We start from the raw sequence: 23179 nt of genomic DNA, 5'->3' as shown, positions 1-23179 counted from the left end.
TCCCCAAGGCGATTCATGGCGTCCACAGTGCACGCGCAACCAAGGTAGCCGATGCCGAGGGGTGTCGCGTGGGTTTTGCGTTAAGCGCGGGGGTCAGCGTCCGCGGATGCGGTCCAGCAGGCCCCCGCCGCGCGGTGCCGGGGCGGACGTGTCGGCGGCCGGGTCCGTCGCGGGTTCGGCATAGCCGGTGGCGAGGTTGGCATTGACGAAGTCGGCCACTTCCTCGCGCGCCACCCCGCTGGCATCCGCGATCTCGGCGACGGTGGCCGGCGCCTTCATCATCGCGGTGGCGATGCGGAAATGCTTGGGGTATTCGCGTTCGGTCTGCGGCCACTTGAGCAGGCGGAAGCGGCCCGCCGGATCGTGCCCGTCGGCGATCGCGCCCTTGCCCGCCTGCAGCCCGCCGAACCAGCGCAAGCGCGCGACCGGCTGCGCGGCGCCGAGCGAGGCCGCCTCGGACTCCCACTCGGCATCGGACGGCGCGTCGAAGTCGTCGATCGACAGGCTGCCATCGAAGTAGCCGGCCAGCGGCTTGAGCGCGGCCTGGCCATGCCAGACGCCCGCAGGTACGTCGAGCAGCAGCACGGGTCCGTCGCCGCGCTGCAGGCGCACGCGTTGCGATAGGCCGCGCGGGCCGATCCAGTCCGACAGCGGGCGGTCATGGTCCGGCACGTTGCTGGCATCGGCGAGGTCGTGGCCGATCGGCTGCGATTCGGGTTCGAGGTCGAGCTCGGGGGTGGTGTCTGGTTCCGCTGCGTCGGCATCGCGTTCGTCGCCTGGCGGTTCGACGGATGATTCCGGCGTGTGCGGCGTCGATGCCGGTGCATATGCGAATGCGGCCGCGACCGGCGCGGGATCGGAAGCCGCAGCGGCGACCGGCGGTTCCGGGGCAGGCATGCCGGCGGAAAGCCCGTCCAGCAAGCTCGCCAGCACCGCGGGGTCGATCGGCCTCGCCAGGCGGAAGTCGGTCTGCGTGCGTTCCATCGCGGTCAAGCCGATCACGCGCTTGCCGGCGGCATGCAGGCGCAGCCAGCTCATCGGTCCGTACAGACTGTCCATGTCGACTACGACGACGTCGGCGTCATCGCCGCCCAGCGCCCAGCGCCCTGCGGCGTTCGCGATGTCGAAGGCCGCGCGCAGTTCGGCTTCGGTCTTGCCATCCATGCCGGTGATGCCGAGGGTGAGTGCCATTGCAGGCGTCCGCGAGGGAAACGTCCCGAGTGTTGCCAACGCCAACGCCTGCGTCAACGCGCGCGGGGCGGTTGTGCGCGCTCGATCCAACAAACGCTGGCGTACGTGGCGGCCCGGTCCCGCATCCGAGCCGGCCTCAGGAGATCAGCGAGCGTGGCGTGCGCGGCAGTTGCGCGCGCAGGAAAGCCATCTGGTCGGCGAGGGCGAGGACGGCTGCTTGCCATCGGCGCCCGGCCGATGGCGGCCGTGCGAGCGCCCGCGCGCCGCGCGGGCCGGGCATCCGAGCCGGTGTTCAGGCGATCAGCGAGCGTGGCGTGCGCGGCAGTTGCGCGCGCAGGAAAGCCATCTGGTCGGCGAGGGCGAGGACGGCCGCTTGCCATCGGCATCCGGCCGATGGCGGCCGTGCGAGCGCCCGCGCGCCGCGCGGGCCGGGCATCCGAGCCGGTGTTCAGGCGATCAGCGGGCGTGGCGTGCGCGGCAGTCGCGCGCGCAGGAAAGCCATCTGGTCGGCGAGGGCGAGGACGGCTGCTTGCCATCGGCGCCCGGCCGATGGCGGCGTTGCGAGCGCCCGCGCGCCGCGCGGGCCGGGCATCCGAGCCGGTGTTCAGGCGATCAGCGAGCGTGGCGTGCGCGGCAGTTGCGCGCGCAGGAAAGCCATCTGGTCGGCGAGGATGTTGCGGTTCGAGAGGATCAGGTGCTCGATCCAGCTCGGGCGGTAGGGAACCGCCAGCAGGGGCATCCCGGCCTGCTGCGGGGTGCGGTTGCCCTTGCGCGAATTGCAGTGGAAGCAGGCGGAGACCACGTTCTCCCACAGGTCCAGCCCGCCCTTCGACACCGGATGCACGTGGTCGCGGGTGAGCGAGCCGCGGTGGAACTCGCGGCCGCAGTACAGGCACAGGTGCTGGTCGCGGGCGAACAGCGCCTGGTTGGTCAGTGCGGGCGTGGGGTCCAGGGCCTGCGGGCGGGCGTGGCCGCGCGCCGCGACGATCGGGTGCAGGTGCAGCACGCTGCGCTGGCCGCTGCGGCGGTTGGTCCCGCCATGCACTTCGATGCAGGGCTCGCCCAATGTCCAGGCCACCGCACCGCGCGCATACAGGCAGGTCGCGTCCTGCCAGCTCATCCAGTCGAGCGCGCGGCCATGCGCATCCAGCGCGAGCAGGCGCAAGCCGGGCAGGCGCGAGACGCTGGCGCCGGGCTGGAATTCGGGGGGCAGGGGGCCGTCCGCTTGGCCCGTCGCGGGTCGGGGTCCGGCATGGACCGGGCGAAGCGTTGCGCTCGCGGTTCCCATGGGGAAACCAGCTTATACGCCTTCGATGACGATTTGTGTACCGCTTGCGCGCCGACCCACCCGCGCGCCGCTCGGGCGCGCGGGTGTGGCGACTCAGGCGCCGAAGCCGGCGTCGGGCATCGACATCAGGCTGGCCGCGCCAGACTCGATCGCCGCCTTGTGCGCCAGCGTGCGCGGCAGGATCCGCGCGAAGTAGAAGCGGGCGGTCTCGCGCTTGGCGTCCTTGAAGGCTTGCGGGCGGTCGGAGGCATCGGCCGCGGCGACGCTGCGCGCCCACCAGTAGGCCAGCACCACGTAGCCCGAGTAGAACAGGTAGTCGGTGCTTGCCGCACCGAGTTCCTCGGGATTGCCGGCGGCGCGCTGCAGCACGTCGAGGGTGAGCTTGCCCCACTCGCCGCACTTCGCGCGCAGCGGACCGATGAACTCGGCCAGCGCGGCGTCGCCCTCGTGCCGCTTGGCGAAGGCTTCGGCTTCGGCGAGGAACAGCTTCAGGCCCGCGCCCTGGGTGGCGGCGGTCTTGCGACCGATCAGGTCCAGCGACTGGATGCCGGTCGTGCCCTCGTAGAGGGTGGTGATGCGCGCATCGCGGGCGTACTGCTCCATCCCGTGCTCGTGGATGTAGCCATGGCCGCCGAAGCACTGCAACGCGTTGTAGGTGTTCTCGATGCTCCACTCGGTGAGGCAGGCCTTGGAGATCGGGGTGAGGAAGCCGACCAGGGTCTCGGCGCGCGCGCGCGCCTCTGCATCGCCGGCCTTCTCTGCTTCGTCGAGCAGCGAATAGGCGTGCAGCGACAGCAGGCGGCCGCCTTCGATCAGCGCCTTCTGCGACAGCAGCATGCGGCGCACGTCGGGCTGCACGAGGATCGGGTCGGCCGGCTTGTCCGGATACTTCGGCCCCGACAGCGAACGCGACTGCAGGCGCTCGCGCGCGTAGCGCAGCGCGTTCTGGTAGGCGCGTTCGGACAGGCCCAGGCCCTGCACGCCGACGCCCAGGCGCGCCGAGTTCATCATCACGAACATCGCCTGCAGGCCCTTGTGCGGCTGGCCGACGAGGTAACCCTCGGCGCCGTCGAAGTTCATCACGCAGGTGGCCGAACCATGGATGCCCATCTTGTGTTCGATCGCCCCGCAGCGCACCGCGTTGCGTTCGCCGACGCTGCCGTCGCGGGCGACCTTGAACTTGGGCACGACGAACAACGAGATGCCCTTGGGCCCGGGCGGCGCGTCCGGCAGCTTGGCCAGCACCAGGTGCACGATGTTGGGGACGAGGTCGTGCTCGCCGGCGGTGATGAAGATCTTGGTACCGGTGATCGCGTACTTGCCGTCGGCGACGAGCTCCGCGCGGGTCTTGAGCAGGCCAAGGTCGGTGCCGCAATGCGGTTCGGTGAGGCACATCGTGCCGGTCCAGGTGCCGGCCACCAGCGGCTTCAGGAAGACCTCCTTCTGCCAGTCCTCGCCATAGGTCTCCAGCGCCTTGACCGCGCCGTGGCTGAGCATCGGGAAGTTGCCCCAGGCGAGGTTGGCGCTGTCGACCAGTTCGGTCAGGACGCCGCCGAGCAGGGCGGGCATGCCCTGGCCGCCATGCTCGGGATCGTTGGTCAGGCCGGTCCAGCCGCCTTCCACGAACTGGTCGAAGGCCTGCTTGAAGCCGGGCGGCGGGGCGACCTCGCCGGTGGTCTTGTCGTAAACGCAGCCGATCTCGTCGCCGATCCGGTTGAGCGGGGCCAGCACGGTCTCGGCGAAGCGCGCGGCTTCGTCCACCACCGCGTCCACCAGTTCGCGGTTCACCTCGGCATGGCCCAGGCGCTCGAACAGCGCTTCCGCGCCGAGCACGTCGTAGAGGGCAAAACGGAGATCGTCGAGGGGCGCCTTGTAGCTGCTCATGCGGGGGATCCGGGCTGGGCAGGCCGCCGACCGGCCTGCGGAACCCCAAGCATACTACGGCGTATGGTGATGGTGTCGCGGGCGCGTACCGCCGTCAGCGCAACACCCCGGGCAGGCCCGGGACCGGCGCCAGCGCACTGCTCAGCTTCACCTTGTAGCTGCGGCCGCCGCCATCCTCCGGCGCGGCGTCCATGGTGCCGCCGAGGCTGTAGTTGAGGCCGCGGCCATCGGCCAGCGCGGTGGCGAGGCGGGCACGGCCGGCGGCGGTGGGCTGGAGGGTCGCGGTGTAGACGTCCGCCGATTCCGGCCCGACCACCAGTTGCGGCTGCGCCTGCACGCGCGCGGCTGAGCCGTTGTCGAAGGCGACTTCGATGTCGGTGGCGGTGAAGCGCATCGCCACGGTGCTGTAGTTCTGCAGGCGCAGCTGGACGTCCCACCGGCCATCGGCGCGCACGGTGAGCTGCTGGATGCTGGCGGCGGGTTCGGACACCCGCCGCACCGGGCCGCTGCCGCAACCGGCGAGCAGCAGGGCGGCGAAGGCGAGGGCGGCGACGCGGCGGGGCGACATGTCAGAACCCCGCGTCGAGATGGCTGACCGGCAATTCCCGGATGTACGCGTCCTTGGCCGCGATGAAGGCTTCGGCCAGGCGGTAGGCCTCGCGCCCGATCGCGGCGCGGGTTTCGTCGCTGGCGTTGCCGAGGTCCTGCCGCCCCACGAGGGAAACGAACAGGGCGAACGCGGTGTCGTGGATGTCCATGGCGTGATCCGAAGACGGCAGGCCGTGACCATACACCGGGGCCGGAGCGGGCGCGAGATCGACCCACGCAAAGCAGAAACCCCGCACGCGGCGGGGTTTTCGGCATCGTCTTCCGGAGTGGTGGCCGGGGAGGGAATCGAACCCCCGACACGGGGATTTTCAATCCCCTGCTCTACCAACTGAGCTACCCGGCCAGTGCAGCCGGTCGAACGAGCCGCGCATGATACGGATCGGGCGCGCCGGGGGCAAGCCGCGGGGTCGCGCGGTCGACGGGCGATGCCGCCGGCCGGCGCGGTGTCGCTAAGCTGGCGTTGCGGGATCGGGGGCGATGATCGGGTTGCCGCCACACGGGAGTCCGCCATGAAAGCGTTGCTGTTGTCCGCCGTCGCCATTGCCGTGCTCGCCGGCTGCGCCTCCACGCGCATGCCCGAGGCCGACCGCCTTGCGCTCTACCAGGCCCATGCCGGGGAACCGGTCAAGCAGATCCGCTACTACAGCGCGATGGGCTGGGACCGGATCGACGACGAACACGTCGTGCTCGACATGCGTCCCAACGAATCCTGGTTGCTGACCGTGTCCGGACCCTGCCTCGACTGGGGCGGCGCCTCGCCGATCCTCAGGCTGAGCAGCACCGGTCCCTACGTGATGGCGAAGTTCGACCGCATCCTGACCCAGGGCTCGCCGGTGAGCTGCCGGATCGAGGAGATCCGCCCGATCGACGTCAAGGGCCTGCGCGCCGCGCGCGACGCGATGCAGCCTCAGCCTTCGGGCACGTAACCCGCGGGCTTGTCGGCGCCGCCGCCGAACAGGAACTTCAGCATCTCGCCCTCGAGGAAGGCGCGGTGCTGGGGGTTCAGCGGCGACAGCCGGTTCTCGTTGATGAGCATGGTCTGGTGCGTCAGCCAGCGCTGCCAGGCCGGCTTGCCGACGCCCGCGAACACGCGCTTGCCGGCTTCGCCGGGCCAGGGCGCGAAGTCCAGGCCCTCGGTGTCGATCCCGTCCACCACGCAGTGCACCGTACGCGCCATCGTCAGCCGTCCTCGAGCAGTCGCCGCACCGGCACGGGCAGGCCGATCGCCTGCAACTCCGCGCGCGATGCCCAGCGCAGGCCGGGATTATCGCCGACCGCGTCGCGCGGGCGCACGCCCGCGACCCGCATCGGCAGGATCCGCAGGCGGTAGTGGGTGAACCCGTGCAGCACCGGTGCGAGCACCTCCGCTTGCGCGAAGTCGCCGGCCAGGTGCTGGTCGAACCAGTCGCGCGAGGCCGCGGCGTCCGCGTGTTCGGGCAGCGACCACAACGCGGCCCAGACGCCGGTCGGCGGGCGACGCTGCAACAGCACGCGGCCACGGTCGTCCTCGACCAGCAGCATGCGGGCCTCGCGCTCCGGCAGCGGCTTGCCCGGCTTGGGATGCGGCAGTTCGGCGGTGCGGCCCTCTCGATGGGCGACGCAGGCCTCGCGTAGCGGACACGCCGCGCACGCCGGATCCGCGCGCGTGCACAGGGTGGCGCCGAAATCCATCTGCGCCTGGGTGTAGTCGGCCAGGCGCGCCTCGGGCAGCAGGTTCGCGGCGATCGCCCACAACTGCTTTTCCACCTTCGGCAGGCCGGGCCAGCCTTCGATGCCGAACAGCCGGGCCAGCACGCGCTTCACGTTGCCGTCGAGGATCGCGGCGCGGTCGCCCCAAGCCTGGGAGAGGATCGCGCCGGCGGTGCTGCGACCGATCCCGGGCAGCGCCTGCAGGGCGTCGAGGTCGCGCGGCAGGTCGCCGCCGTGCAACTCCATGCAACGCTGTGCGGCTGCGTGCAGGTTGCGGGCGCGGGCGTAGTAGCCGAGCCCCGACCACAGCGCGAGCACGTCGTCCTGCGAGGCGCGGGCGAGCGCGGGCACGTCCGGCAATGCGTCGACGAAGCGCGCGAAGTAGGGCACCACCACGGCGACCTGGGTCTGCTGCAACATGATCTCGCTGAGCCAGACCCGGTACGGCGTGCGTGGATGCTGCCAGGGCAGGTCATGGCGTCCGTGGCGATCGAACCAGGCCAGCAGCGCCGGCGCGAATGCGTGCTCCAGGTTCATCGGGCGTCGGCGGGCAGGTCGGGATCGGACAGCTCGATCTCGACGCCGTGCAAGGTCGCGCCGGCGAGCTCGATCCTCGGCGAAGCCAGGGTGCCGGCCAGCGGCGGCAACGGGGTGCCGGACGCGTCGGCCTCCAGCCACGCCAGCACGTCGGGCAGGCGGAAACGGGCCGCGAAGCGGGTGCTGTCGCGGCGCAGGTCCAGTCGGGCCGCTGCGGCGAAGTCGAAGCCGCCGGCATAGTCCAGCGCGAAGGGCAGCGGGGATGTCGAGTCCGACAGCGGCGGCGGCAATGCCGGCCATGCCTCGGGCCAGGCGGCGATGCGTCCGTCCAGATGGATCCGCAGGCGACGTCCGAACGAGAGGCTGCCGCGCGCCTGTGCGTCGGGGATGGTGTGGTCGCCATCGAGCACGAGTTGCAGCGGCACCAGGCGCCAGGTCGCGTTGTTGAACGCCATCGGGCCATGCAGGCCGAGGCGGAAGCCGAGGTCGCTGCCCTGCGAGCGATAACGTCCGGCGATGCCGATGCGCGCGGGTTTCAGCAGCGCGGAATCCTTGCCGATGCGCAGCGGGCCGGCGAGGAACACCCGGGCCGGCACCTGCCAGCCGGCGCCGGCGACGGCGAGCCCACCGACCGCGGCGAGTCCGCTCGGCTGCCCGGCCAGGGCCCGTCGCGGGTGCGCGAGCGCGATCGCCAGGTCCGCGGGCACCGACAGCGGCGGATCCACGTAGCGTCCACGGACATGCGCGCGCAACAGGCGTTCGGGATGCAGCGAGGGCAGGTCGATCGACAGGCCTTCGATGCGCCAGTCGTCGTTGTCGATCCGGCCGTCGCGGATGCGCAAACCCTCGGCGAGCACGGGGATGCGCGTCTCGCCACCGGGTGGCCGGGTAGCCAGCCAGCGTTGCAGCGCCGGCAGGTCGAGCACCGGGGCGTCGAGTTCCACCCGCTGCACGGTCAGGTCGGCGCCGCGGCTGCGCAGGGTGCGCCAGGGCAGCGACACGAAGACCCGTCGCGCCGTCAGCACAGGCTGCGGATCCTGCGGACGCCGCGCCTCCAGGCCCGACAACACCAACTGTGGCGTGCCGCGCAGCCGGTAGTCGACCGCATCGGCACGCAACTGCAGGCCCAGCGCATCGCCGACCTGCCGCAGCAGGTACGGCCCGGCACGTTCGGGCTGCAGCAGCCAGCCGACCATCGCCGAGGCCAGCAGCAGGCCGATGGCCAGCAGCACGAGCCCGCGCAGCATGCGTCGACGCGGCGACGAGGGCATCGGGGACGGCGCCGGGCTGCCTTGCATGCGCGTCATGCCGGCGGCTGGGCGACGCCCGCGGGACCGCGGGTCGCGTGTGGGCGCGTGGAGCCGGGCCTCATCCCTGGCCGCCGCGCGGGTTCACCCCAGCGACTCCGGCAACAACGCATCGACGAAGGCCTCGGCATCGAACACGTGCAGGTCCTCCGGGCGCTCGCCGATGCCGGCATAGCGGATCGGGATGCCGAACTCGCGGGCCAGCGCGAACACCACGCCGCCCTTGGCGGTACCGTCGAGCTTGGTCACCACCAGGCCGGTCACCGGCACCTTCTCGCTGAATTTGCGGACCTGGTTGATCGCGTTCTGCCCGGTGGTGCCGTCGATCACCATCAGCACTTCGTGCGGGGCCTCGGGATCGAGCTTGCGCAGCACGCGCGCCACCTTGGCGAGCTCCTCCATCAGCCCGCCCTGCGTATGCAGGCGGCCGGCGGTATCGGCGATCAGCACCTCGACGCCGCGCGACTTCGCCGCCTGCAAGGCATCGAAGGCCACCGAGGCCGCATCCGCGTTCTGGCCCTGGGCGACCACGGCCACGCCGTTGCGCTCGCCCCAGGCCTGCAACTGCGCGACCGCGGCGGCGCGGAAGGTATCGCCGGCGGCGAGCATCAGGGCGCGGCCTTCATCCTTGTAGCGGCGGGCCAGCTTGCCGATGGTGGTGGTCTTGCCGACCCCGTTCACGCCGACGGTGAGGATCACGAACGGCTTGCGCCCCGCATCGATCCGCAGCGGCAGCGCGACCGGCGCGAGCAACGCCACGAGGTCGGCGCGCAGCGCGCGCAGCAGCGCGTTGGAATCGGCGAACTCGCGTGCCTTCATCCGCTTGCGCAGCGATTCCACCAGCTGGGTGCTGGCGGTCACCCCGACATCGGCGGTGAGCAGCGCGGTTTCGATCTCGTCCAGCAGGTCGTCGTCGAGGCGCGGGTTGCGCGAGAACAGGCCACCGAAGCTGCGCGCGAAGGCGCTGCCGCGCAGGCGTTCGCGCCAGCCGGGCTTGCCGGCGGGCGCGGGCGGGGCCTCGGGCGGCGTGGCGGCGGGTGCTGGCGCGGGTTCCGGAGGCGGCGCGGGCAGGGTGTCGACGACGGGCGCGGGTGGCGTGGTCGGCGCGCCCTCGTCGCCAGCCGGGGCGGGCGCGTCGGGGAATGCGGCCGCCAGGTCCTCGGTCGACAGGCGACGCGGGGCGGCGGACTCGGGCTTGTTGCGACGGAACCAGCTGACCATGCGTGGGGGCGTGCAGGAGCCTGCAAGGGGCGCCTGGCGCGGCGCCGCAGGCGATAGGCGAGAATGGCGCGCATGGTAGCACCCGCATCCGCGACGCCCCGATGAACGGCCGACGCCCGCCCGCGCGCGGCACGACGCCTGGCAGCGTGCGCCTGATCGGCGGACATTGGCGCGGCACGCGCCTGCCGGTGCCCGACGCGGCCGGCCTGCGACCGACCTCCGACCGCGTCCGCGAGACCCTGTTCAACTGGCTGCAGCCGATGCTGCCGGGCGCGCGGGTCCTCGACCTGTTCGCCGGGAGCGGCGCGCTGGGGCTGGAGGCGGTGTCGCGCGGCGCATCGTCCGCGGTGCTGGTGGAGGCCGACCCCGGGCTGGCCCGGGCGCTGCAGGCGGTCGTCGTGAAGCTGCAGGCCGGCGACCGCGTCCAGGTGCGGCGCATGGATGCGCTGGCCTGCCTGGACGCGGCCGACGACCACTTCGACCTCGCCTTCGTCGACCCGCCGTTCGCCGCCGACCTGTGGCCCGCGGTACTGGCGCGGTTGCCGGCGCGGATGGCGGCCGACGGCTGGCTGTACGTGGAAAGCCCCGCGACCCTCGCGCCCAGCCCGCCCGCCGACTGGCGGCTGCACCGCGACGGCAGGACCCGCGACGTGCGCTATGCCTTGTACCGGCGCGCTACACTGCACGCTGGACAGGCACCCGGCGATCCCCTGACGACATGAGCGTGGCCCGGCGCATCGCGGTATATCCCGGCACCTTCGACCCGATCACCAACGGCCACGTGGACCTGGTCGATCGCGCCGCGCCCCTGTTCGAGACCCTGATCGTCGGCGTCGCCGCCAGCCCGTCCAAGGGCCCGGCGCTGCCGCTGGACCTGCGCGTCGCGTTGGCGCGGCAGGCGCTGGCGCGGCATGCGAACGTCGAGGTGCGCGGCTTCGACACCCTGCTGGCCCACTTCGTGCGCGACATCGGCGCGGGCGTGTTGCTGCGCGGCCTGCGCGCGGTGTCCGATTTCGAATACGAGTTCCAGATGGCGAGCATGAACCGCCACCTGATCCCGGAAGTGGAGACCCTGTTCCTCACCCCGGCCGAGCAGTACGGCTTCATTTCGTCGTCGTTGGTCCGCGAGATCTCGCGGCTCGGCGGCGACGTGTCCGGCTTCGTGCCCGCGGCGGTCGCCGCGGCGCTCGAGGCGCAACGGCGCAACCGGGCCGCAGAGCCCTGAGCCCACCCGCAACACCCACCACACGCACACCAAGGGGAATGCCCATGAAGATCTTGACCCGCCTGCTCGTGATCGCGTTCCTGGCGCTGCCGTTCACGGCCTGCAAGAAGGAAGAAGCCCCCAAGGCCGAGAAGGTGGACGCGCCGCTGTCGGCGCCGAAGACCGCCGACACCGCGGCCTGGCGCACCTACGTGACCGATGTCGCCAAGCGCAACATGGATGGCATCACCAACACGCCGTACGTCTACTTCCTGCCGGCGGAGACCACCGAGGGCTTCGGTGGACAGTACGAACGCCAGCTCGAGAAGCTCGAAGCCGACCTCGGCCGGGGCATCCTCGGCGGCAACATGCTGGTGTTCGCCTCGCCGTCCTTCACCAAGGAGGCGGAGATGATCGAGACCGCGTTCAAGCCGATCCCGCCGGGCAGCATGAAGGACGTCAAGGTGGTGTACATCGGCACGCCGATCGACGGCGAACGCGTCAAGGCCGCGGTCACCCCGGCCGGCGTGAACTACATCTTCGTCGAAGCGAAGTAAGCCAGGTCCCGGCAAGGGCCCTCCCCCGCAAGCGGGGGAGGGCAAGCTGCATGTCGCTCAAGATCAACGAAACCTGCGTCAACTGCGACGTCTGCGAACCGGTCTGCCCGAACCGGGCGATTTCGATGGGACCGGAGATCTACCTGATCGACCCGGCGCTGTGCACCGAATGCGTGGGCCACCACGACGAGCCGCAATGCGTGGTCGTGTGCCCGGTCGAATGCATCGATCCCGACCCCGATCACCCCGAAACGCACGCGCAACTGCTGGCGAAGCTCGCCGGCCTGCAAGGGAACGCCGCATGAGCCGCAGCATCGCCATCCTCGTCCTGTTGCTGGCGCCGCTGCTGGCGATGGCGCAACCGAAGCCGACGCACCCGCTGCCGCCCGGTGCCGCGGTCGCCTCGGCGCACCAGCTGGCGACCGATGCCGGCATCGAGATGCTCCGGCAAGGTGGCAATGCCTTCGATGCCGCGGTCGCGGTGTCGTCGGTGCTGTCGGTGGTCGAGCCGATCAGCTCGGGCCTCGGCGGCGGCGGCTTCTTCCTGCTGCACGACGCGCGCAGCGGCCAGGACGTCTTCGTCGATGCGCGCGAGACCGCGCCAAAGGCCGCGACCCCGGCGCGCTACCTGACCGCCGATGGAGAATTCGACCGCGACCGTGCCGAGAACGGCCCGTGGGCGGCCGGCATCCCCGGCCTGCCGGCCGCGCTGGTGCACGTGGCGGGCAAGTACGGGCGACTGCCGCTGGCGAAGTCGCTGGCGCCGGCGATCCGCATCGCCCGCGAAGGCTTCCCGGTGTACGCGCGTTTCGCCAACGGCTACATGCAGCGCCGCGAGGTGATGGAGCGCTACCCCGGCACGCGCGAGGTGTTCCTGCGCAACGGCCGCGCGCCGAAGGAAGGCGACCTGTTCCGGCAGCCGGAGCTGGCGGCCACGCTCGCGCGCCTCGCCAGCGGCGGCCACGACGGTTTCTACCGCGGCACCACCGCCCAGCGCCTGCTGGCGGGCGTGGCGGCCGCGGGCGGTGCATGGACCGCCGAGGAACTGGCGGCCTACCAGGTCAAGGAGCGCGCGCCGCTGGCGTTCGACTACGACGGCTGGCGGGTGGTCACCGCGCCGCCGCCCTCGTCTGGGGGCGTGGCCCTCGCCGAGATGCTGCAGATCCTGGCGCCATGGGACCTCAAGGCGCTGCCGGAGGCCGAGCGCGTGCACCTGGTGGTCGAGGCGATGCGCCGCGCCTTCCGCGACCGCACGTTCTACCTCGGCGACCCCGACTTCGTGCGCATCCCGATGCGGACCCTGATGTCGCCGGATTACGCCGCCGGCCTGCGCGCCGGCATCAACCCCGACAAGGCCACGCCCAGCGACCTGCTGGCCGGCAAGCCGACCCCGCTGGAGGACGAGGAGACCACGCATTTCTCGATCCTCGACGCCGAGGGCAACCGGGTCTCGGCCACGCAGACCGTGAACCTGCTGTTCGGTTCGGGGCTGGTGCCGTCCGGGACCGGCGTGCTGCTCAACAACGAGATGGACGACTTCGCGCTGAAGCCCGGCACCCCGAACGCGTTCGGGGTGATGGGTTTCGATGCCAACGCGCCCGAGCCGGGCAAGCGCATGCTCAGCTCGATGACGCCGACCATCATGGAGTCGCCGGGCAAGGTCGCGGTGCTCGGCACCCCGGGCGGCAGCCGCATCATCACCATGGTCCTGCTGGGCGTGCTCGGTTATGCAGATGGGCTGGACGCGGCCCAGGTCGCGGCGCTGCCGCGCTACCACCACCAGTGGGAGCCGGACGTGCTGGGCACCGAGCGCAATGCCCTGCCGGCCGATGTCGTGGCCCGCCTGCGGGCGATGGGACATGACGTGCTGGTGCCCGGCGAGGACAGCGCAGGGCGCCGCTCCAGCGACAGCTGGGGCAACATGAACACGGTCGAGTGGGATCGTGCGGCGAACCGGCTGCGCGCGGCCAGCGACCCGCGCAACCCGGTCGGCAAGGCGACGGTGGCGCCGGCGCGTTGATCAGCGCGCGGGTGGTACGTCCGCAACCTTCTCCGGCGCGCCCACGTTGACCTGGCCGGGACGGCCCGGGATCGGGCGCAACAGGGTGGTTTGCGCGGCTTCGTCCAGCGCCGCCAGCAGGCCGCCCCCGAGCTGGGCCGGCGGCAAGCCGGCGATCCACTTGGCCGAAGTCGGGTCGCGCTGGCCCTCGCGGCGCATCTGCATGGTCGCGCGCTCGTAGCGCTCGAGCGCCCGCGCCAGCGCCACGCGATCAGCATATTGCGCCTTCATGCCATTCCACAGGGTATTGGCGCGTGCGCGGGTTTCCGCCGAGGCCGCCTGCCATGCGCCGGCCAGCACCTCGCGGTGCAGGGCGTCGCGCGGCCGCTCCGCGGCCAGGGCCAGCCAGGCCAGGCCCTGCGCCTCGTCCTTCGCCACCGATTCGCCGCGCACCAGCAGCAGGCCCAGGTTGAACATCGCCCGCTTGTCGCCCCAGCGCGCCGATTCGCGGTACATCGCCACCGCCTTGCGTGGATCTCCCGCCTGCAGCGCCTTGTTGGCGGCGCAGAAGTAGTAATCGCCGGGCAGGTAGGGTTCGATGCCCTCGGCGCAGACGATGCGGGGGATGTCGTCGAACGCCCGCGACTGGGCGTGCGCGGGCCAGGGCAGGGCCGCCAGCAGGCCGCATGCCGCGACCGCCAGGCAGGGCAGGAATCGTCCGGCCACCGGATCCTCCCGTAAGCTTGCGCCAACGCAGTGTTGATACGCCTGCGACCGGCACGCCGCAAGGGCCGGACGCGCAACCGATGGGGACGAATGGCATGAAACTCTGGTCGATCCTCGGCAATGCCCAGAAGCTCGATGGCGGGGCGATGTTCGGCAACGCGCCGAAGGCACTGTGGGCGCGCTGGGCGACGGTGGACGACGGCAACCGCATCGACCTCGCTTGCCGCGCGCTGCTGGCGAGCCCGTTGAACGGCAAGACGGTGCTGTTCGAGACCGGGATCGGGGCGTTCTTCGCGCCCGGGCTGCGCGAGCGCTACGGCATCGTCGAGGACCGCCACGTGCTGCTGGACTCGCTGGCCGCGGCCGGGTTCTCGCACGAAGACATCGACGTGGTGGTGCTCAGCCACCTGCACTTCGACCATGCCGGCGGCTTGCTGGCGCCATGGGCCGAGGGGCGCGCGCCATCGTTGCTGTTCCCCAACGCGACCTTCGTGGTCGGGGCGGCGCACTGGCAGCGCGCCCGGGACCCGCATCCGCGCGACCGCGCCAGCTTCATCCCGGAGTTGCCGGGGCTGCTGCAGGCGAGCGGGCGGCTGCAACTGGTCGAAAGCGACCACTGCGAGGCGCTGGGCGACGCCGTGCGCTTCCACCACAGCGACGGCCACACGCCGGGCCTGCTGCTGGCCGAGATCGCCGGGCCGGAGCGGGTGGACGGCCAGCCCCACGGCGGTGTCGTGTTCTGTGCCGACCTGATCCCCGGCCGGCCTTGGGTGCACGTGCCGATCACCATGGGCTACGACCGCAACGCCGAATTGCTGATCGACGAAAAGCGCGCCTTCCTCGAAGACAAGCTCGCGCGCAACGTGCATCTGTTCTTCACCCACGACCCGGGCTGCGCGTTGGCGCAGGTCGTGCGCGACGACAAGGGGAAGTTCGGCACCGCGCACGAGCATCCCGAACTGCATGCCCGCGCGCTGGCTGCCTGAGGTCGCCCGATGCCGAAGATCACCCTGCTGTTCGCCGCGCTGCACGTGCTGCTGATGCTGGCCCTGCTGGTGCCGATCTCGCGGCATCGGCACGCGCACCGGATCGGCCTCGGCGACGGCGGCGACAAGGCGCTGGCGCGCAAGATCCGCGTGCACGGGAACTTCGTCGAGCACGCGCCTTTCGCGCTGCTGGTGCTGGCGTTGCTGGAGCTGTGCGGGCTGCCGGCCGCGGCCACCTCGGCGTTCGGCGGCGCGCTGCTGCTGGGCCGGGTGCTGCACGCCGTGGGACTGTCGCGCGGCGGGGGCTATTCCATCGGCCGCTTCTGGGGCACCGCGCTCACTTGGCTGGTGTTCCTGCTGATGGCGCTGGCCGGGCTGTGGCTCTCGCTGCGCTGAGTGGGGTTCAATCGACCGGCGTGCCGAACAGGCGGTCGCCGGCATCGCCCAGCCCGGGCAGGATGTAGGCGTCGTCGTTGAGGCGCTCGTCGATCGCGGCCACGTAGACCTCGATCTCCGGATGCGCGGCTTCCAGCGCGCGCAGCCCCTCTGGCGCGGCGACCAGGAACAGGCACTTGAACTTGGTGCAGCCGGCGGCCTTGAGCATGCCGATGGCGGCGATCGCGCTGCCGCCGGTGGCGAGCATCGGGTCGATCAGCATGGCCGTGCGTTCGCCCATGTGGTCGGCCAGCCGTTCGTAGTAGGTCTCGGGCTGGTGCGTGGCCTCGTTGCGGCGCAGGCCGATCACGCTGACCGCGGCGGACGGCAGCATGGCCTGCACGCCGGGCAGGAAGCCGAGCCCCGCGCGCAGGATCGGGACCAGCGTGACCTGTTCGCCGCGCACGTGCGCCACCTCCAGCGGCCCGGCCCAGGTCTGCACGGTGCGGGTTTCCACCGGCATGTCGCGGGTGGCTTCATAGGCCAGCATCGCGGCGACCTCGCCCGCCAGCTGGCGGAAATGCACCGGGTCGGTACCCACGTCGCGCAGCTTGCCGAGCTTGTGGCGGATGAGCGGGTGGTCGACTTCGACGGTCTTCATGCGCGGGCTCCCCTGGGTGCGCGCAGTGTGCCGCAACCTCACGCCGCCGGAAACGGAACAGCCGGCGCGTGGCCGGCTGTCCGCAGTGCGGGTGCGCGATCGCTCAGAACGCCCAGCGCACCACCAGCTGGTAGCTCGGGCCGGCTTCCTCGGTCTCCAGTTCGTACTCGTCGTAGTCGCGGTCGAGCTGGTCGGGCAGGTTGTCGAACTTGTGGAAGACCTCGTCCTTGGACGCGTCCAGCAGGTTGGCCGCGCTCAACCGCACCGACACCGAGCGCCCGAACCGCTTCTCGACGAAGGCCTCGAGGTCCGCGCCGTACTTCAGCGTGACCTCCTCGGCGAGGATCCGGCTGAACGCGTCGCCCTGGCTGCGGTAGGTGGCGCCGAAGCTCGCGGCGATCGACGGGATGTCGTGGATGAAGCCGATGTTGAAGACGCTGCGCGCCTGGTCGTTGAAGCGCCGCTCGCCGAGGAAGTCGGTGATCTTGCTGTCCAGCCAGGAATAGTTGAGGAACACGCCGGTGTCGGGCAGGCCCAGCGCGGTCAGCGGGGTGGAGAGGTCGAACTCGATGCCGTAGACCTTGCCGTCGCCGACGTTGGCCGAGGTATAGACGAAGCTCTCCGGATCGAAGGCGAAGTCGGCCGCGGTCTTGCCGGGGTTGGCCTTGAGGAATTTCTTCAGGTCCTTGGCGTAGGTGTCCTGCGCGTCCTCGCTCCACTCGCCGGTATTGACCAGTTCGATCAGGTCCTTGACGTCGCGGTAGAACACGTTGACGCCGACCACGCCGTGCTTGCCGAGCCGGTGCTCGAAGCCGAGGTCGATCCCGCTGGCAGTTTCCGGTTCCAGCAGCGGGTTGCCGATGTAGTCGTTGTCGCCGAACTCGCCGTCCAGCAGCGCGGGGACCAGCTCGTTGAAGTTGGGGCGCTTGAGGCTGCGCGCCAGCGACAGGCTGGCGCGGGTCGCCTCGCCCAAGTTCCACTTGAAGTGCAGCGAGGGCAGCAGCACGTCGTAGTCGTTGCGAGTGGCGCCCTCGAGTGCGCCATCCTCGCTGTGGCGGATGTCGGTGCGCGTGGTCTCGTAGCGCACGCCGGCTTCCCAGGCCAGCGCGCCGCGCTTGCCCGACAGCATCACGTAGGGATCCAGGCGCTTTTCCTCGATGACCGACGCCACCGTGCCGTCCAGCGCGTAGGCCACGGGGTCGCCCTCGGCCTCGGCTTCCCATTCGTAGTTGGTGTACGCGACGTCGCGCTCCTTGCGCCGCCAGTCCACGCCGAACTCCAGCTCGGCGCCACCCAGCGCGCGCTGGTGCGCGACCTTGAAGCCCGTCTCGGCGTCCTCGGCGTCCACCGCCGTGGCCTCGCCCTCGGCCGCATCCCATGCGCCGTTCACGTACTCGACCTTCTCTTCCTGCTCGGCGCTGTCGTCCTTGAAGCGCGCGTGGTCGAGCTCCAGTTTGGTGGTGCCGCCGGCCATGTCGAACTTGTAGTCGAGGCCCACGCCCCAGTTGCGCTGGTCGACGGGGGAGAAGCCGGGCACGTTGGATTCGATCACGTCGCCATCGTCGTATTCCACTTCGCGGGACACCTCGGTGACGTCGCGGTCGGTGCGCACGAAGAAGCCTTCGATGCCGAGCCGCCCGGCGTCGCCCACGTCGGCCTTGTAGGAGAGGTTGGCCGAATAGTCGCGGCCGTCCTTGACTTCGTCCTGGTCCTCGAAGCTGGTCAGCGCGTCCATCGTGGGATCGGAGAACCGGTCCGACCGCTTGAGCTTGCCGCGGTAGCGGTCCTGCACGTTGATCCCGGCCAGGATCCGCCCGCCGAGGAAGTCGCCGCTGGTCACCGCGCCGAAGGTCGGGTTGACCTCGCCGTCGAACCAGCGGTTCAGGCCGGCGCGGATGTAGCTGCCGTCGAACACGTAGGCGTCGCGCAGGACGATGTTGACCGTGCCGGCGATCGCATCGCCGCTGCGGTTGGCGCTGTTGCTGCGCAGGATCTCGATGTGGTCGACCATTTCCGCCGGGATGCGGTCCACCCAGAACGAACGGTCGTCGCCCGCGCCCGGTACCTTCTTGCCGTTGATCAGTACCTGGGTGTAGCCGGCGGCCATGCCGCGCAGCATCGCGCCGTCGTATTCCATGATGTCGGAGCCGACGAAGGCGATGCCCGGCACGCGCTTGAGCATGTCGCCGACGGTGTTGGGCTCGAAGCGCTGGAAGTACTCCAGGTCGTAGTTCAGGACCGGCGGGGTGGCGTCGGTGCGGTCGCGGTAGGCGATCTCGCCCTGCACGACCACGCGGTCCAGTTCCTTTGGTGTCGGCTTCGGGTCCTTGGCGCCATCGGGCGCCTGGGCCTGCGCCAGCGCCTGCCCGGCGGGCAGCAGCGCGAGGCACAGCAGGGCGCGTGACAGGCCGATGGCCAGCGCATTGCGTTTCATGGACAGCATCCCCGGAATGAAAGTGAATGCGCCTTTGTAGGAAGCTCGCATGGCGATGGGATGACAGCCGGATGCCGCTTCGATGACAGTGGCCGCGTGTCGTCGCTGACACGAAACCGTCATGCCGCGGTCTTACAACGGCGCGATTCGCCCGCTTCCCATGGAGATCCACCGGTGCCCCCACGCCTCACCCTGCTCGCATTGCCCTGCCTGCTGGCCGCCTGCGCGACCGGCATCCCGACGGCGGATCGCGAGCCCGACGAAGCGGCCAGCCACGAGCCGATGCTCGCCACCGCCGGCCTGCCGCACGTGGTGGTGCGCGAAGCCTTCGTCACCGCGTCCACGCCCGCGGACAACCTGGATTCGCCGGCCAGCTGGACCGCGCCCGACGGTCGCCGCTGGGTCATCACCACCGCCAAGAAGAGCAATGCGCTGGTGGTCTTCGATGGCGACACCGGCAAGCGCCTGCGCACGGTCGGTCGCACCGGCAGGGGACTGGGCGAATTCGATCGCCCGAACGGGATCGCCGTGGTCGGCGATGTCGCGCTGGTGGTCGAGCGCGACAACCACCGCGTGCAGGCGCTGTCGCTGCCGGATTTCGCCCCGCTGCTGGCATTCGGCGATGCCGAGCTGCGCAAGCCCTACGGGCTGTGGGCGCGCGCCAAGGACGGCGGCATCGAGGTGATCGCCAGCGACAATTACATGCTGGGCGCCGACGAGGAAACGGTGCCGCCGCTGGCCGACCTCGGCCAACGCTATCGGCGTTACCAGCTGTCGCAGGCCGGCGGCCGCTGGCAGGCGGCGCTGGTGCAGACCTTCGGCGAGACCACCCCGGCGGGCGCGATCCGCATCGCCGAGTCGGCCTGGGCGGACCCGGCCAACGACCGCCTGCTGCTGTCGGAGGAAGACGTCGCCAGCGGCACTCGCCTGCGCGAGTACCGCCTGTCGGACGGCCGCTACGCCGGGCGCGACATCGGTGCCGGCCTGTTCCGCGCGCAGGCGGAGGGCATCGCGTTGATGGCCTGCGCGGATGGCGGCGGTTACTGGATCGCCACCGACCAGTTCAAGGACCGCAGCCTGTTCCACATGTTCGATCGGCGCACGCTGGCGCACCTCGGCGCGTTCGCCGGCGCGGTGACAGCGAATACCGATGGCATCTGGCTGGAGCAGCGCGGCAACGCGCGGTTCCCGCAGGGCGTGTTCTACGCGCTGCACGACGACCAGGCGGTCGCCGCATTCGACATGCGCGACGTCGGCAAGGCGCTGGGCTTGGCGGCCTGCGCGCCCTGAGCCGAAGGTGGCGGGCGCTGGCGCCCGCCGCTTCGATCAGGCGGCGATGGCCTCGCGCGGCCCTTCCAGCAGCGCGCGCTTGACCATCGACACGACCAGCGCGAGTTCCGCCTCGGTGACCGCGAAGTGCGGGGTGAAGCGCAGCGAGTTCTCGCCGCCGTGGATCACGCCGATGCCCTGTTCGCGCATCCATTCCTCGGTGGAGCCGGTGCCGTAGCCCTTGTAGCCCGGCGCCAGCTCGCAGGAGAACAGCAGGCCCGTGCCCTGCACCTTGGTGATGCGGCCGCCGAGTTCGGCCTTGAGCGCGTCCAGCATCGCCAGCACCTGGGTGCCGCGATCGCGGATGTTCGCGCGCAATGCCGGGGTCAGCTGGCCGAGCACGGCGCAGGCGACGTCCAGCGCGCGCGGGTTGGCGGTCATCGTGTTGCCATACAGGCCGCGCTTGTAGATCGCGGCGGCGGATTCGGTGACGGCAAGCACCGACAGCGGGTACTGGCCGGCGTTGAGCGCCTTGGAATAGGTCTCCATGTCCGGCGCCTCGGCCTGCTCGAAGCCGGGGTAGTCGACGATCGACAGGTAGCCAGTGGCGCGCAGGCCGGCCTGGATCGAGTCGACCAGCAGCAGGCTGCCGTGCGCGCGGGTCAGCTCGCGCGCCAGGGTGTAGTAATCGACCGGCACGCTGCGGCCCGGGTCGCCTTCGCCCATCACCGGCTCCAGGAACATCGCCTCGATGAACCAGCCGTTGGCGTCGGCATCGGCGAAGGCCTTGCGCAGGGCGTCGGCATCGTAGGGCGCCACCGCGATCACGCTGTCCTCGCCGCGGAAGCTGGCCAGGTGCTGCACGTAGGTCTTGCGGGTGGAGTCGGAATACAGCGCCGGCTTCTCGGTGCGGCCATGGAAGGCGCCCTTGACCACCACGCGCTTGATCGCCTTGCCGGCGTGGCGGGCGCCGGCGTCGGTCAGGGTCTTGGCATTGGCGTCTACGATGCGCGCCGCCAGCGACACCGATTCCGAGCCGGAGTTCAGGCACAGGAAGGCCGCGTAGGGGCAGCCGCCGCGGGTTTGCCCGATCTCCGCGCGCATCGCATTGGCGAAGCGCAGCTGGGAGACGTTGGGGGTCATGATGTTGGCCATCGCCTGCGGCCTGGCCATCGCCTCGATCACCGCCGCCGGCGCGTGGCCGAGGCCGAGCATGCCGTAGCCGCCGGTGTCGTAGACCACCGCGCCCTTGAGGGTGACGATCCACGGGCCGCGCGCGACCAGGGCCACGTACGGGTTGGAATTGTCCTGCGAGTAGAAATTGACGAAGCCGGACTGCACCTCGGCGCGCTGCGCGTCCTCTTCCATGTCCAGCAGGGCGGGGAATTCCGCGCGCACGTCGGCATAGGCCTCGGCGGCGGCGGAGATGGCCTCGGCCAGCTGCGGGTCGCGGTCGGCGAAGGCGAGCAGGGTGGCGTCGTCGAGGCCGGTGGTGCGCATGCCGCCATGGGCGCGCAACGGGGCGAGGGTGTCGATCAGGCTCATTGGGGTCTCCCGGGGAGCGCCGGCGGCCGGGCCGCGCGCGGCAAACCGTCATTATCGCGGGATCGCGGACGATCGGTAGGGGTGAATCGCCCGGAACGCCGGGCAATCCGGGCGGATCGACGGTATGATCCGGCGATATGCGCATCTCCGCCGCCGACGAACTCCTGCTCTCGCTGTTGCGCGAGAACGCCCGCGCCACCACCGCCGACATCGCCCGCAAGCTGGGGCTGTCGCGCACCACCGTGCAGAACCGCATCGCCCGGCTGGAGCAGCAGGGGGTCATCCGCGGCTACACCGTGCGCATCGACGACGAACTCGAGCGCAATCGCATCCGCGCGCACATCCTGATCACCCTGCGGCCCAAGCAGATGACCTCGGTGGTCAAGTCCCTGCAGGGCATGCACGAGGTGCGGGTGCTGTACTCGATCAGCGGCGGCCACGACCTGATCGCGCTGGCGGTCACCGCCAGCGTCGGCGAGATGGACGTGCTGACCGACCGGATCGGCGCGATCGACGGCGTCGAGCGCACCAATACCTCGATCATCCTGTCCACCAAGTTCGAGCGCTAGGCCGCGCCGCCTACAATGCGCGGCCGTCCACGCCACGCCCCGCCTTGAAGAAGTCCGACTTCCACTACGAGCTGCCCGAGGCGCTGATCGCGCAGGCGCCCTTGCCTGAGCGTTCCGCCAGCCGCCTGCTGCTGGTGCCGCCGGGCGATGCCGCCTTCGCCGACCTCCAGGTGCGCGACCTGCCGTCGCTGCTGCAGCCGGGCGACCTGCTGGTGTTCAACGACACCCGGGTCATCCCGGCGCGGCTGTTCGGGCAGAAGGCGACCGGCGGGCGCGTCGAGATCCTGATCGAGCGCCTGCTGCCCGGCGAGGAAGCCCGCGCGCAGCTGGGCGTCAGCAAGCCGCCGCAACCCGGCAGCCGCATCGCCCTGGACGCCGGTGGCGAGGCGGAAGTGCTGTCGCGCGACGCGGCCGGGTTCTGGCACCTGCGCTTCCACCTGCCGGAGCCGCTGGAGAACTGGCTGCTGCACGCCGGCCGCCTGCCGCTGCCGCCCTACATCCAGCGCGAACCCGGCAGCGACGATGCCGAGCGCTACCAGACCGTGTTCGCCAGGCAGGTGGGGGCGGTCGCGGCACCGACCGCCGGCCTGCATTTCGACGATGCGCTGCTGGCGGCCCTGCGCGCGCGCGGAGTCGAGCTGGGGCACGTGACCCTGCACGTCGGCGCCGGCACCTTCCAGCCGATGCGGGTCGACGACATCCGCGAGCACCGCATGCACAGCGAGTGGATCAACGTCGGCGCCGAGCTGGTCGCGCAGGTGCGCAGGACCCGCGCCGCCGGTGGCCGGGTGGTTGCGGTGGGGACCACGGTGCTGCGCGCGCTGGAAAGCGCGCTGGTCGATGGCGAGCTGCAACCCTTCGCCGGCGAGACCAGCATCTTCATCTTCCCGGGCTATCGCATCCGCAGCGTGGATGCCCTGCTCACCAATTTCCACCTGCCGGAAAGCACGTTGCTGATGCTGGTCTCCGCGTTCGCCGGCAAGCCGCGGATCTTCGCCGCCTACGAGCATGCGGTGCGCGAGCGCTATCGCTTCTTCAGCTATGGCGACGCGATGCTGTTGTTCCCGGAGGCGCAGCCATGAGTCGCGATGCAGGCATGAAGAGCAGGGCGTGCCGTCCGGTCACTCC

24 protein-coding genes and 1 tRNA gene are annotated in these 23179 nt (G+C 71.0%); 11 read left to right on the top strand and 14 right to left on the bottom strand.

Going from position 1 to position 23179, the window contains the following annotated elements:
* Nucleotides 1-93: 93 nt before the first annotated feature.
* From ON759_RS05350 to ON759_RS05325, 6 genes are all read right to left on the bottom strand, one after another.
* Nucleotides 94-1191, bottom strand: coding sequence for a hypothetical protein (locus tag ON759_RS05350; protein ID WP_271679324.1), 1098 nt, complete (start codon nucleotides 1189-1191; stop codon nucleotides 94-96).
* Nucleotides 1192-1795: 604 nt separating this feature from the next.
* Nucleotides 1796-2479, bottom strand: coding sequence for an HNH endonuclease (locus tag ON759_RS05345; protein ID WP_271679323.1), 684 nt, complete (start codon nucleotides 2477-2479; stop codon nucleotides 1796-1798).
* A 93-nt stretch (nucleotides 2480-2572) separates the two neighbouring features.
* The gene (locus tag ON759_RS05340; protein WP_271679322.1) at nucleotides 2573-4363 is read right to left on the bottom strand and encodes an acyl-CoA dehydrogenase C-terminal domain-containing protein; all 1791 of its coding nucleotides are present in this window, start codon (nucleotides 4361-4363) and stop codon (nucleotides 2573-2575) included.
* 94 nt (nucleotides 4364-4457) lie between these two features.
* The gene (locus tag ON759_RS05335; RefSeq protein WP_271679321.1) at nucleotides 4458-4931 is read right to left on the bottom strand and encodes a hypothetical protein; all 474 of its coding nucleotides are present in this window, start codon (nucleotides 4929-4931) and stop codon (nucleotides 4458-4460) included.
* Nucleotide 4932: 1 nt separating this feature from the next.
* Nucleotides 4933-5121, bottom strand: a complete 189-nt coding sequence (locus tag ON759_RS05330) for a hypothetical protein (protein ID WP_271679320.1) — start codon at nucleotides 5119-5121, stop codon at nucleotides 4933-4935.
* A 118-nt stretch (nucleotides 5122-5239) separates the two neighbouring features.
* Nucleotides 5240-5315: transfer RNA gene (locus ON759_RS05325), tRNA-Phe, on the bottom strand.
* 166 nt (nucleotides 5316-5481) lie between these two features.
* On the opposite strand from ON759_RS05325, the gene ON759_RS05320 reads away from it, so the two are divergent.
* Complete coding sequence (locus ON759_RS05320) at nucleotides 5482-5898, top strand: DUF6491 family protein (protein WP_271679319.1); 417 nt, start codon at nucleotides 5482-5484, stop codon at nucleotides 5896-5898.
* Here ON759_RS05320 and ON759_RS05315 read toward each other — a convergent pair.
* The 4 genes from ON759_RS05315 to ftsY form a co-directional block, all read right to left on the bottom strand.
* Nucleotides 5880-6149, bottom strand: a complete 270-nt coding sequence (locus ON759_RS05315) for an oxidative damage protection protein (protein WP_271679318.1) — start codon at nucleotides 6147-6149, stop codon at nucleotides 5880-5882. The genes ON759_RS05320 and ON759_RS05315 overlap by 19 nt on opposite strands.
* 2 nt (nucleotides 6150-6151) lie before the next feature.
* Entirely contained in the window at nucleotides 6152-7198 is a 1047-nt protein-coding gene (gene mutY, locus ON759_RS05310) for an A/G-specific adenine glycosylase (protein WP_271679317.1), read from the bottom strand.
* Complete coding sequence (locus ON759_RS05305; RefSeq protein WP_271679316.1) at nucleotides 7195-8445, bottom strand: AsmA family protein; 1251 nt, start codon at nucleotides 8443-8445, stop codon at nucleotides 7195-7197. Before ON759_RS05305 ends, mutY begins: the two co-directional genes overlap by 4 nt.
* A gap of 144 nt (nucleotides 8446-8589) precedes the next feature.
* Nucleotides 8590-9726: a signal recognition particle-docking protein FtsY gene (gene ftsY, locus ON759_RS05300; protein ID WP_271679315.1), complete on the bottom strand. Its 1137-nt coding sequence runs from the start codon at nucleotides 9724-9726 to the stop codon at nucleotides 8590-8592.
* Nucleotides 9727-9827: 101 nt separating this feature from the next.
* On the opposite strand from ftsY, the gene rsmD reads away from it, so the two are divergent.
* From rsmD to ggt, 5 genes are read left to right on the top strand one after another with little or no spacing between them, the layout of a single operon-like run.
* On the top strand, nucleotides 9828-10448 hold the full coding sequence (gene rsmD / locus ON759_RS05295; protein WP_271679314.1) for a 16S rRNA (guanine(966)-N(2))-methyltransferase RsmD: 621 nt from the start codon (nucleotides 9828-9830) through the stop codon (nucleotides 10446-10448).
* The gene (coaD, locus tag ON759_RS05290; RefSeq protein WP_271679313.1) at nucleotides 10445-10951 is read left to right on the top strand and encodes a pantetheine-phosphate adenylyltransferase; all 507 of its coding nucleotides are present in this window, start codon (nucleotides 10445-10447) and stop codon (nucleotides 10949-10951) included. Before rsmD ends, coaD begins: the two co-directional genes overlap by 4 nt.
* A gap of 44 nt (nucleotides 10952-10995) precedes the next feature.
* The gene (locus ON759_RS05285) at nucleotides 10996-11487 is read left to right on the top strand and encodes a hypothetical protein (protein ID WP_271679312.1); all 492 of its coding nucleotides are present in this window, start codon (nucleotides 10996-10998) and stop codon (nucleotides 11485-11487) included.
* A 50-nt stretch (nucleotides 11488-11537) separates the two neighbouring features.
* Complete coding sequence (locus ON759_RS05280; protein WP_271679311.1) at nucleotides 11538-11792, top strand: YfhL family 4Fe-4S dicluster ferredoxin; 255 nt, start codon at nucleotides 11538-11540, stop codon at nucleotides 11790-11792.
* On the top strand, nucleotides 11789-13507 hold the full coding sequence (gene ggt, locus ON759_RS05275) for a gamma-glutamyltransferase (protein WP_271679310.1): 1719 nt from the start codon (nucleotides 11789-11791) through the stop codon (nucleotides 13505-13507). Before ON759_RS05280 ends, ggt begins: the two co-directional genes overlap by 4 nt.
* On the opposite strand, the gene ON759_RS05270 is transcribed toward ggt, so the two are convergent.
* Nucleotides 13508-14212: an SEL1-like repeat protein gene (locus ON759_RS05270; RefSeq protein ID WP_271679309.1), complete on the bottom strand. Its 705-nt coding sequence runs from the start codon at nucleotides 14210-14212 to the stop codon at nucleotides 13508-13510. It abuts the gene before it with no gap.
* Between the two features lie 95 nt (nucleotides 14213-14307).
* Between ON759_RS05270 and ON759_RS05265 the strand changes: the two genes are divergently transcribed.
* Together ON759_RS05265 and ON759_RS05260 are read left to right on the top strand one after the other, a co-directional pair.
* Nucleotides 14308-15198 (top strand): MBL fold metallo-hydrolase, encoded by an 891-nt coding sequence (locus ON759_RS05265; RefSeq protein WP_271679308.1) that lies wholly within the window; start codon nucleotides 14308-14310, stop codon nucleotides 15196-15198.
* Nucleotides 15199-15207: 9 nt separating this feature from the next.
* Complete coding sequence (locus ON759_RS05260; protein ID WP_271679307.1) at nucleotides 15208-15594, top strand: MAPEG family protein; 387 nt, start codon at nucleotides 15208-15210, stop codon at nucleotides 15592-15594.
* A gap of 7 nt (nucleotides 15595-15601) precedes the next feature.
* Here ON759_RS05260 and upp read toward each other — a convergent pair whose 3' ends face one another.
* Nucleotides 15602-16234 (bottom strand): uracil phosphoribosyltransferase, encoded by a 633-nt coding sequence (gene upp, locus ON759_RS05255; RefSeq protein WP_271679306.1) that lies wholly within the window; start codon nucleotides 16232-16234, stop codon nucleotides 15602-15604.
* Between the two features lie 103 nt (nucleotides 16235-16337).
* Nucleotides 16338-18668 carry a TonB-dependent receptor plug domain-containing protein gene (locus ON759_RS05250; protein WP_271679305.1) on the bottom strand — a complete coding sequence of 777 codons (2331 nt, stop codon included), beginning with the start codon at nucleotides 18666-18668 and terminating at the stop codon, nucleotides 16338-16340.
* Between the two features lie 174 nt (nucleotides 18669-18842).
* Here ON759_RS05250 and ON759_RS05245 point away from each other — a divergent pair, with 174 nt between their 5' ends.
* Nucleotides 18843-19958: a phytase gene (locus ON759_RS05245; RefSeq protein WP_425608447.1), complete on the top strand. Its 1116-nt coding sequence runs from the start codon at nucleotides 18843-18845 to the stop codon at nucleotides 19956-19958.
* Between the two features lie 36 nt (nucleotides 19959-19994).
* Here the strand turns inward: ON759_RS05245 and ON759_RS05240 are convergent, their stop codons facing one another.
* Nucleotides 19995-21482: an aminotransferase class III-fold pyridoxal phosphate-dependent enzyme gene (locus ON759_RS05240; protein WP_271679304.1), complete on the bottom strand. Its 1488-nt coding sequence runs from the start codon at nucleotides 21480-21482 to the stop codon at nucleotides 19995-19997.
* Nucleotides 21483-21619: 137 nt separating this feature from the next.
* Here ON759_RS05240 and ON759_RS05235 point away from each other — a divergent pair, with 137 nt between their 5' ends.
* Together ON759_RS05235 and queA are read left to right on the top strand one after the other, a co-directional pair.
* Complete coding sequence (locus tag ON759_RS05235; protein ID WP_271679303.1) at nucleotides 21620-22051, top strand: Lrp/AsnC family transcriptional regulator; 432 nt, start codon at nucleotides 21620-21622, stop codon at nucleotides 22049-22051.
* Nucleotides 22052-22095: 44 nt separating this feature from the next.
* Nucleotides 22096-23133 carry a tRNA preQ1(34) S-adenosylmethionine ribosyltransferase-isomerase QueA gene (gene queA, locus ON759_RS05230; RefSeq protein WP_271679302.1) on the top strand — a complete coding sequence of 346 codons (1038 nt, stop codon included), beginning with the start codon at nucleotides 22096-22098 and terminating at the stop codon, nucleotides 23131-23133.
* Nucleotides 23134-23179 lie beyond the last annotated feature (46 nt).

The organism is Thermomonas mangrovi (assembly GCF_028201335.1).
Lineage (GTDB): Bacteria > Pseudomonadota > Gammaproteobacteria > Xanthomonadales > Xanthomonadaceae > Thermomonas > Thermomonas mangrovi.
Note: the sequence above shows the minus strand (reverse complement) of the source record. Positions and strands in the feature narration are given on the sequence as shown.

Excerpts from the sequence above, each read along its gene's own strand:
- ON759_RS05345 (WP_271679323.1), bottom strand. The coding sequence starts at position 2,479 with ATGGGAACCGCGAGCGCAACGCTTCGCCCGGTCCATGCCGGACCCCGA.
- ON759_RS05235 (WP_271679303.1), top strand. The coding sequence starts at position 21,620 with ATGCGCATCTCCGCCGCCGACGAACTCCTGCTCTCGCTGTTGCGCGAG.
- ON759_RS05320 (WP_271679319.1), top strand. The coding sequence starts at position 5,482 with ATGAAAGCGTTGCTGTTGTCCGCCGTCGCCATTGCCGTGCTCGCCGGC.
- ON759_RS05260 (WP_271679307.1), top strand. The coding sequence starts at position 15,208 with ATGCCGAAGATCACCCTGCTGTTCGCCGCGCTGCACGTGCTGCTGATG.
- ON759_RS05350 (WP_271679324.1), bottom strand. The coding sequence starts at position 1,191 with ATGGCACTCACCCTCGGCATCACCGGCATGGATGGCAAGACCGAAGCC.
- ON759_RS05240 (WP_271679304.1), bottom strand. The coding sequence starts at position 21,482 with ATGAGCCTGATCGACACCCTCGCCCCGTTGCGCGCCCATGGCGGCATG.
- rsmD (WP_271679314.1), top strand. The coding sequence starts at position 9,828 with ATGAACGGCCGACGCCCGCCCGCGCGCGGCACGACGCCTGGCAGCGTG.
- ON759_RS05285 (WP_271679312.1), top strand. The coding sequence starts at position 10,996 with ATGAAGATCTTGACCCGCCTGCTCGTGATCGCGTTCCTGGCGCTGCCG.
- ON759_RS05250 (WP_271679305.1), bottom strand. The coding sequence starts at position 18,668 with ATGAAACGCAATGCGCTGGCCATCGGCCTGTCACGCGCCCTGCTGTGC.
- ggt (WP_271679310.1), top strand. The coding sequence starts at position 11,789 with ATGAGCCGCAGCATCGCCATCCTCGTCCTGTTGCTGGCGCCGCTGCTG.
- ON759_RS05280 (WP_271679311.1), top strand. The coding sequence starts at position 11,538 with ATGTCGCTCAAGATCAACGAAACCTGCGTCAACTGCGACGTCTGCGAA.
- ON759_RS05340 (WP_271679322.1), bottom strand. The coding sequence starts at position 4,363 with ATGAGCAGCTACAAGGCGCCCCTCGACGATCTCCGTTTTGCCCTCTAC.
- upp (WP_271679306.1), bottom strand. The coding sequence starts at position 16,234 with ATGAAGACCGTCGAAGTCGACCACCCGCTCATCCGCCACAAGCTCGGC.
- ftsY (WP_271679315.1), bottom strand. The coding sequence starts at position 9,726 with ATGGTCAGCTGGTTCCGTCGCAACAAGCCCGAGTCCGCCGCCCCGCGT.
- ON759_RS05315 (WP_271679318.1), bottom strand. The coding sequence starts at position 6,149 with ATGGCGCGTACGGTGCACTGCGTGGTGGACGGGATCGACACCGAGGGC.
- ON759_RS05265 (WP_271679308.1), top strand. The coding sequence starts at position 14,308 with ATGAAACTCTGGTCGATCCTCGGCAATGCCCAGAAGCTCGATGGCGGG.
- ON759_RS05335 (WP_271679321.1), bottom strand. The coding sequence starts at position 4,931 with ATGTCGCCCCGCCGCGTCGCCGCCCTCGCCTTCGCCGCCCTGCTGCTC.
- ON759_RS05330 (WP_271679320.1), bottom strand. The coding sequence starts at position 5,121 with ATGGACATCCACGACACCGCGTTCGCCCTGTTCGTTTCCCTCGTGGGG.
- mutY (WP_271679317.1), bottom strand. The coding sequence starts at position 7,198 with ATGAACCTGGAGCACGCATTCGCGCCGGCGCTGCTGGCCTGGTTCGAT.
- coaD (WP_271679313.1), top strand. The coding sequence starts at position 10,445 with ATGAGCGTGGCCCGGCGCATCGCGGTATATCCCGGCACCTTCGACCCG.
- ON759_RS05305 (WP_271679316.1), bottom strand. The coding sequence starts at position 8,445 with ATGCTGCGCGGGCTCGTGCTGCTGGCCATCGGCCTGCTGCTGGCCTCG.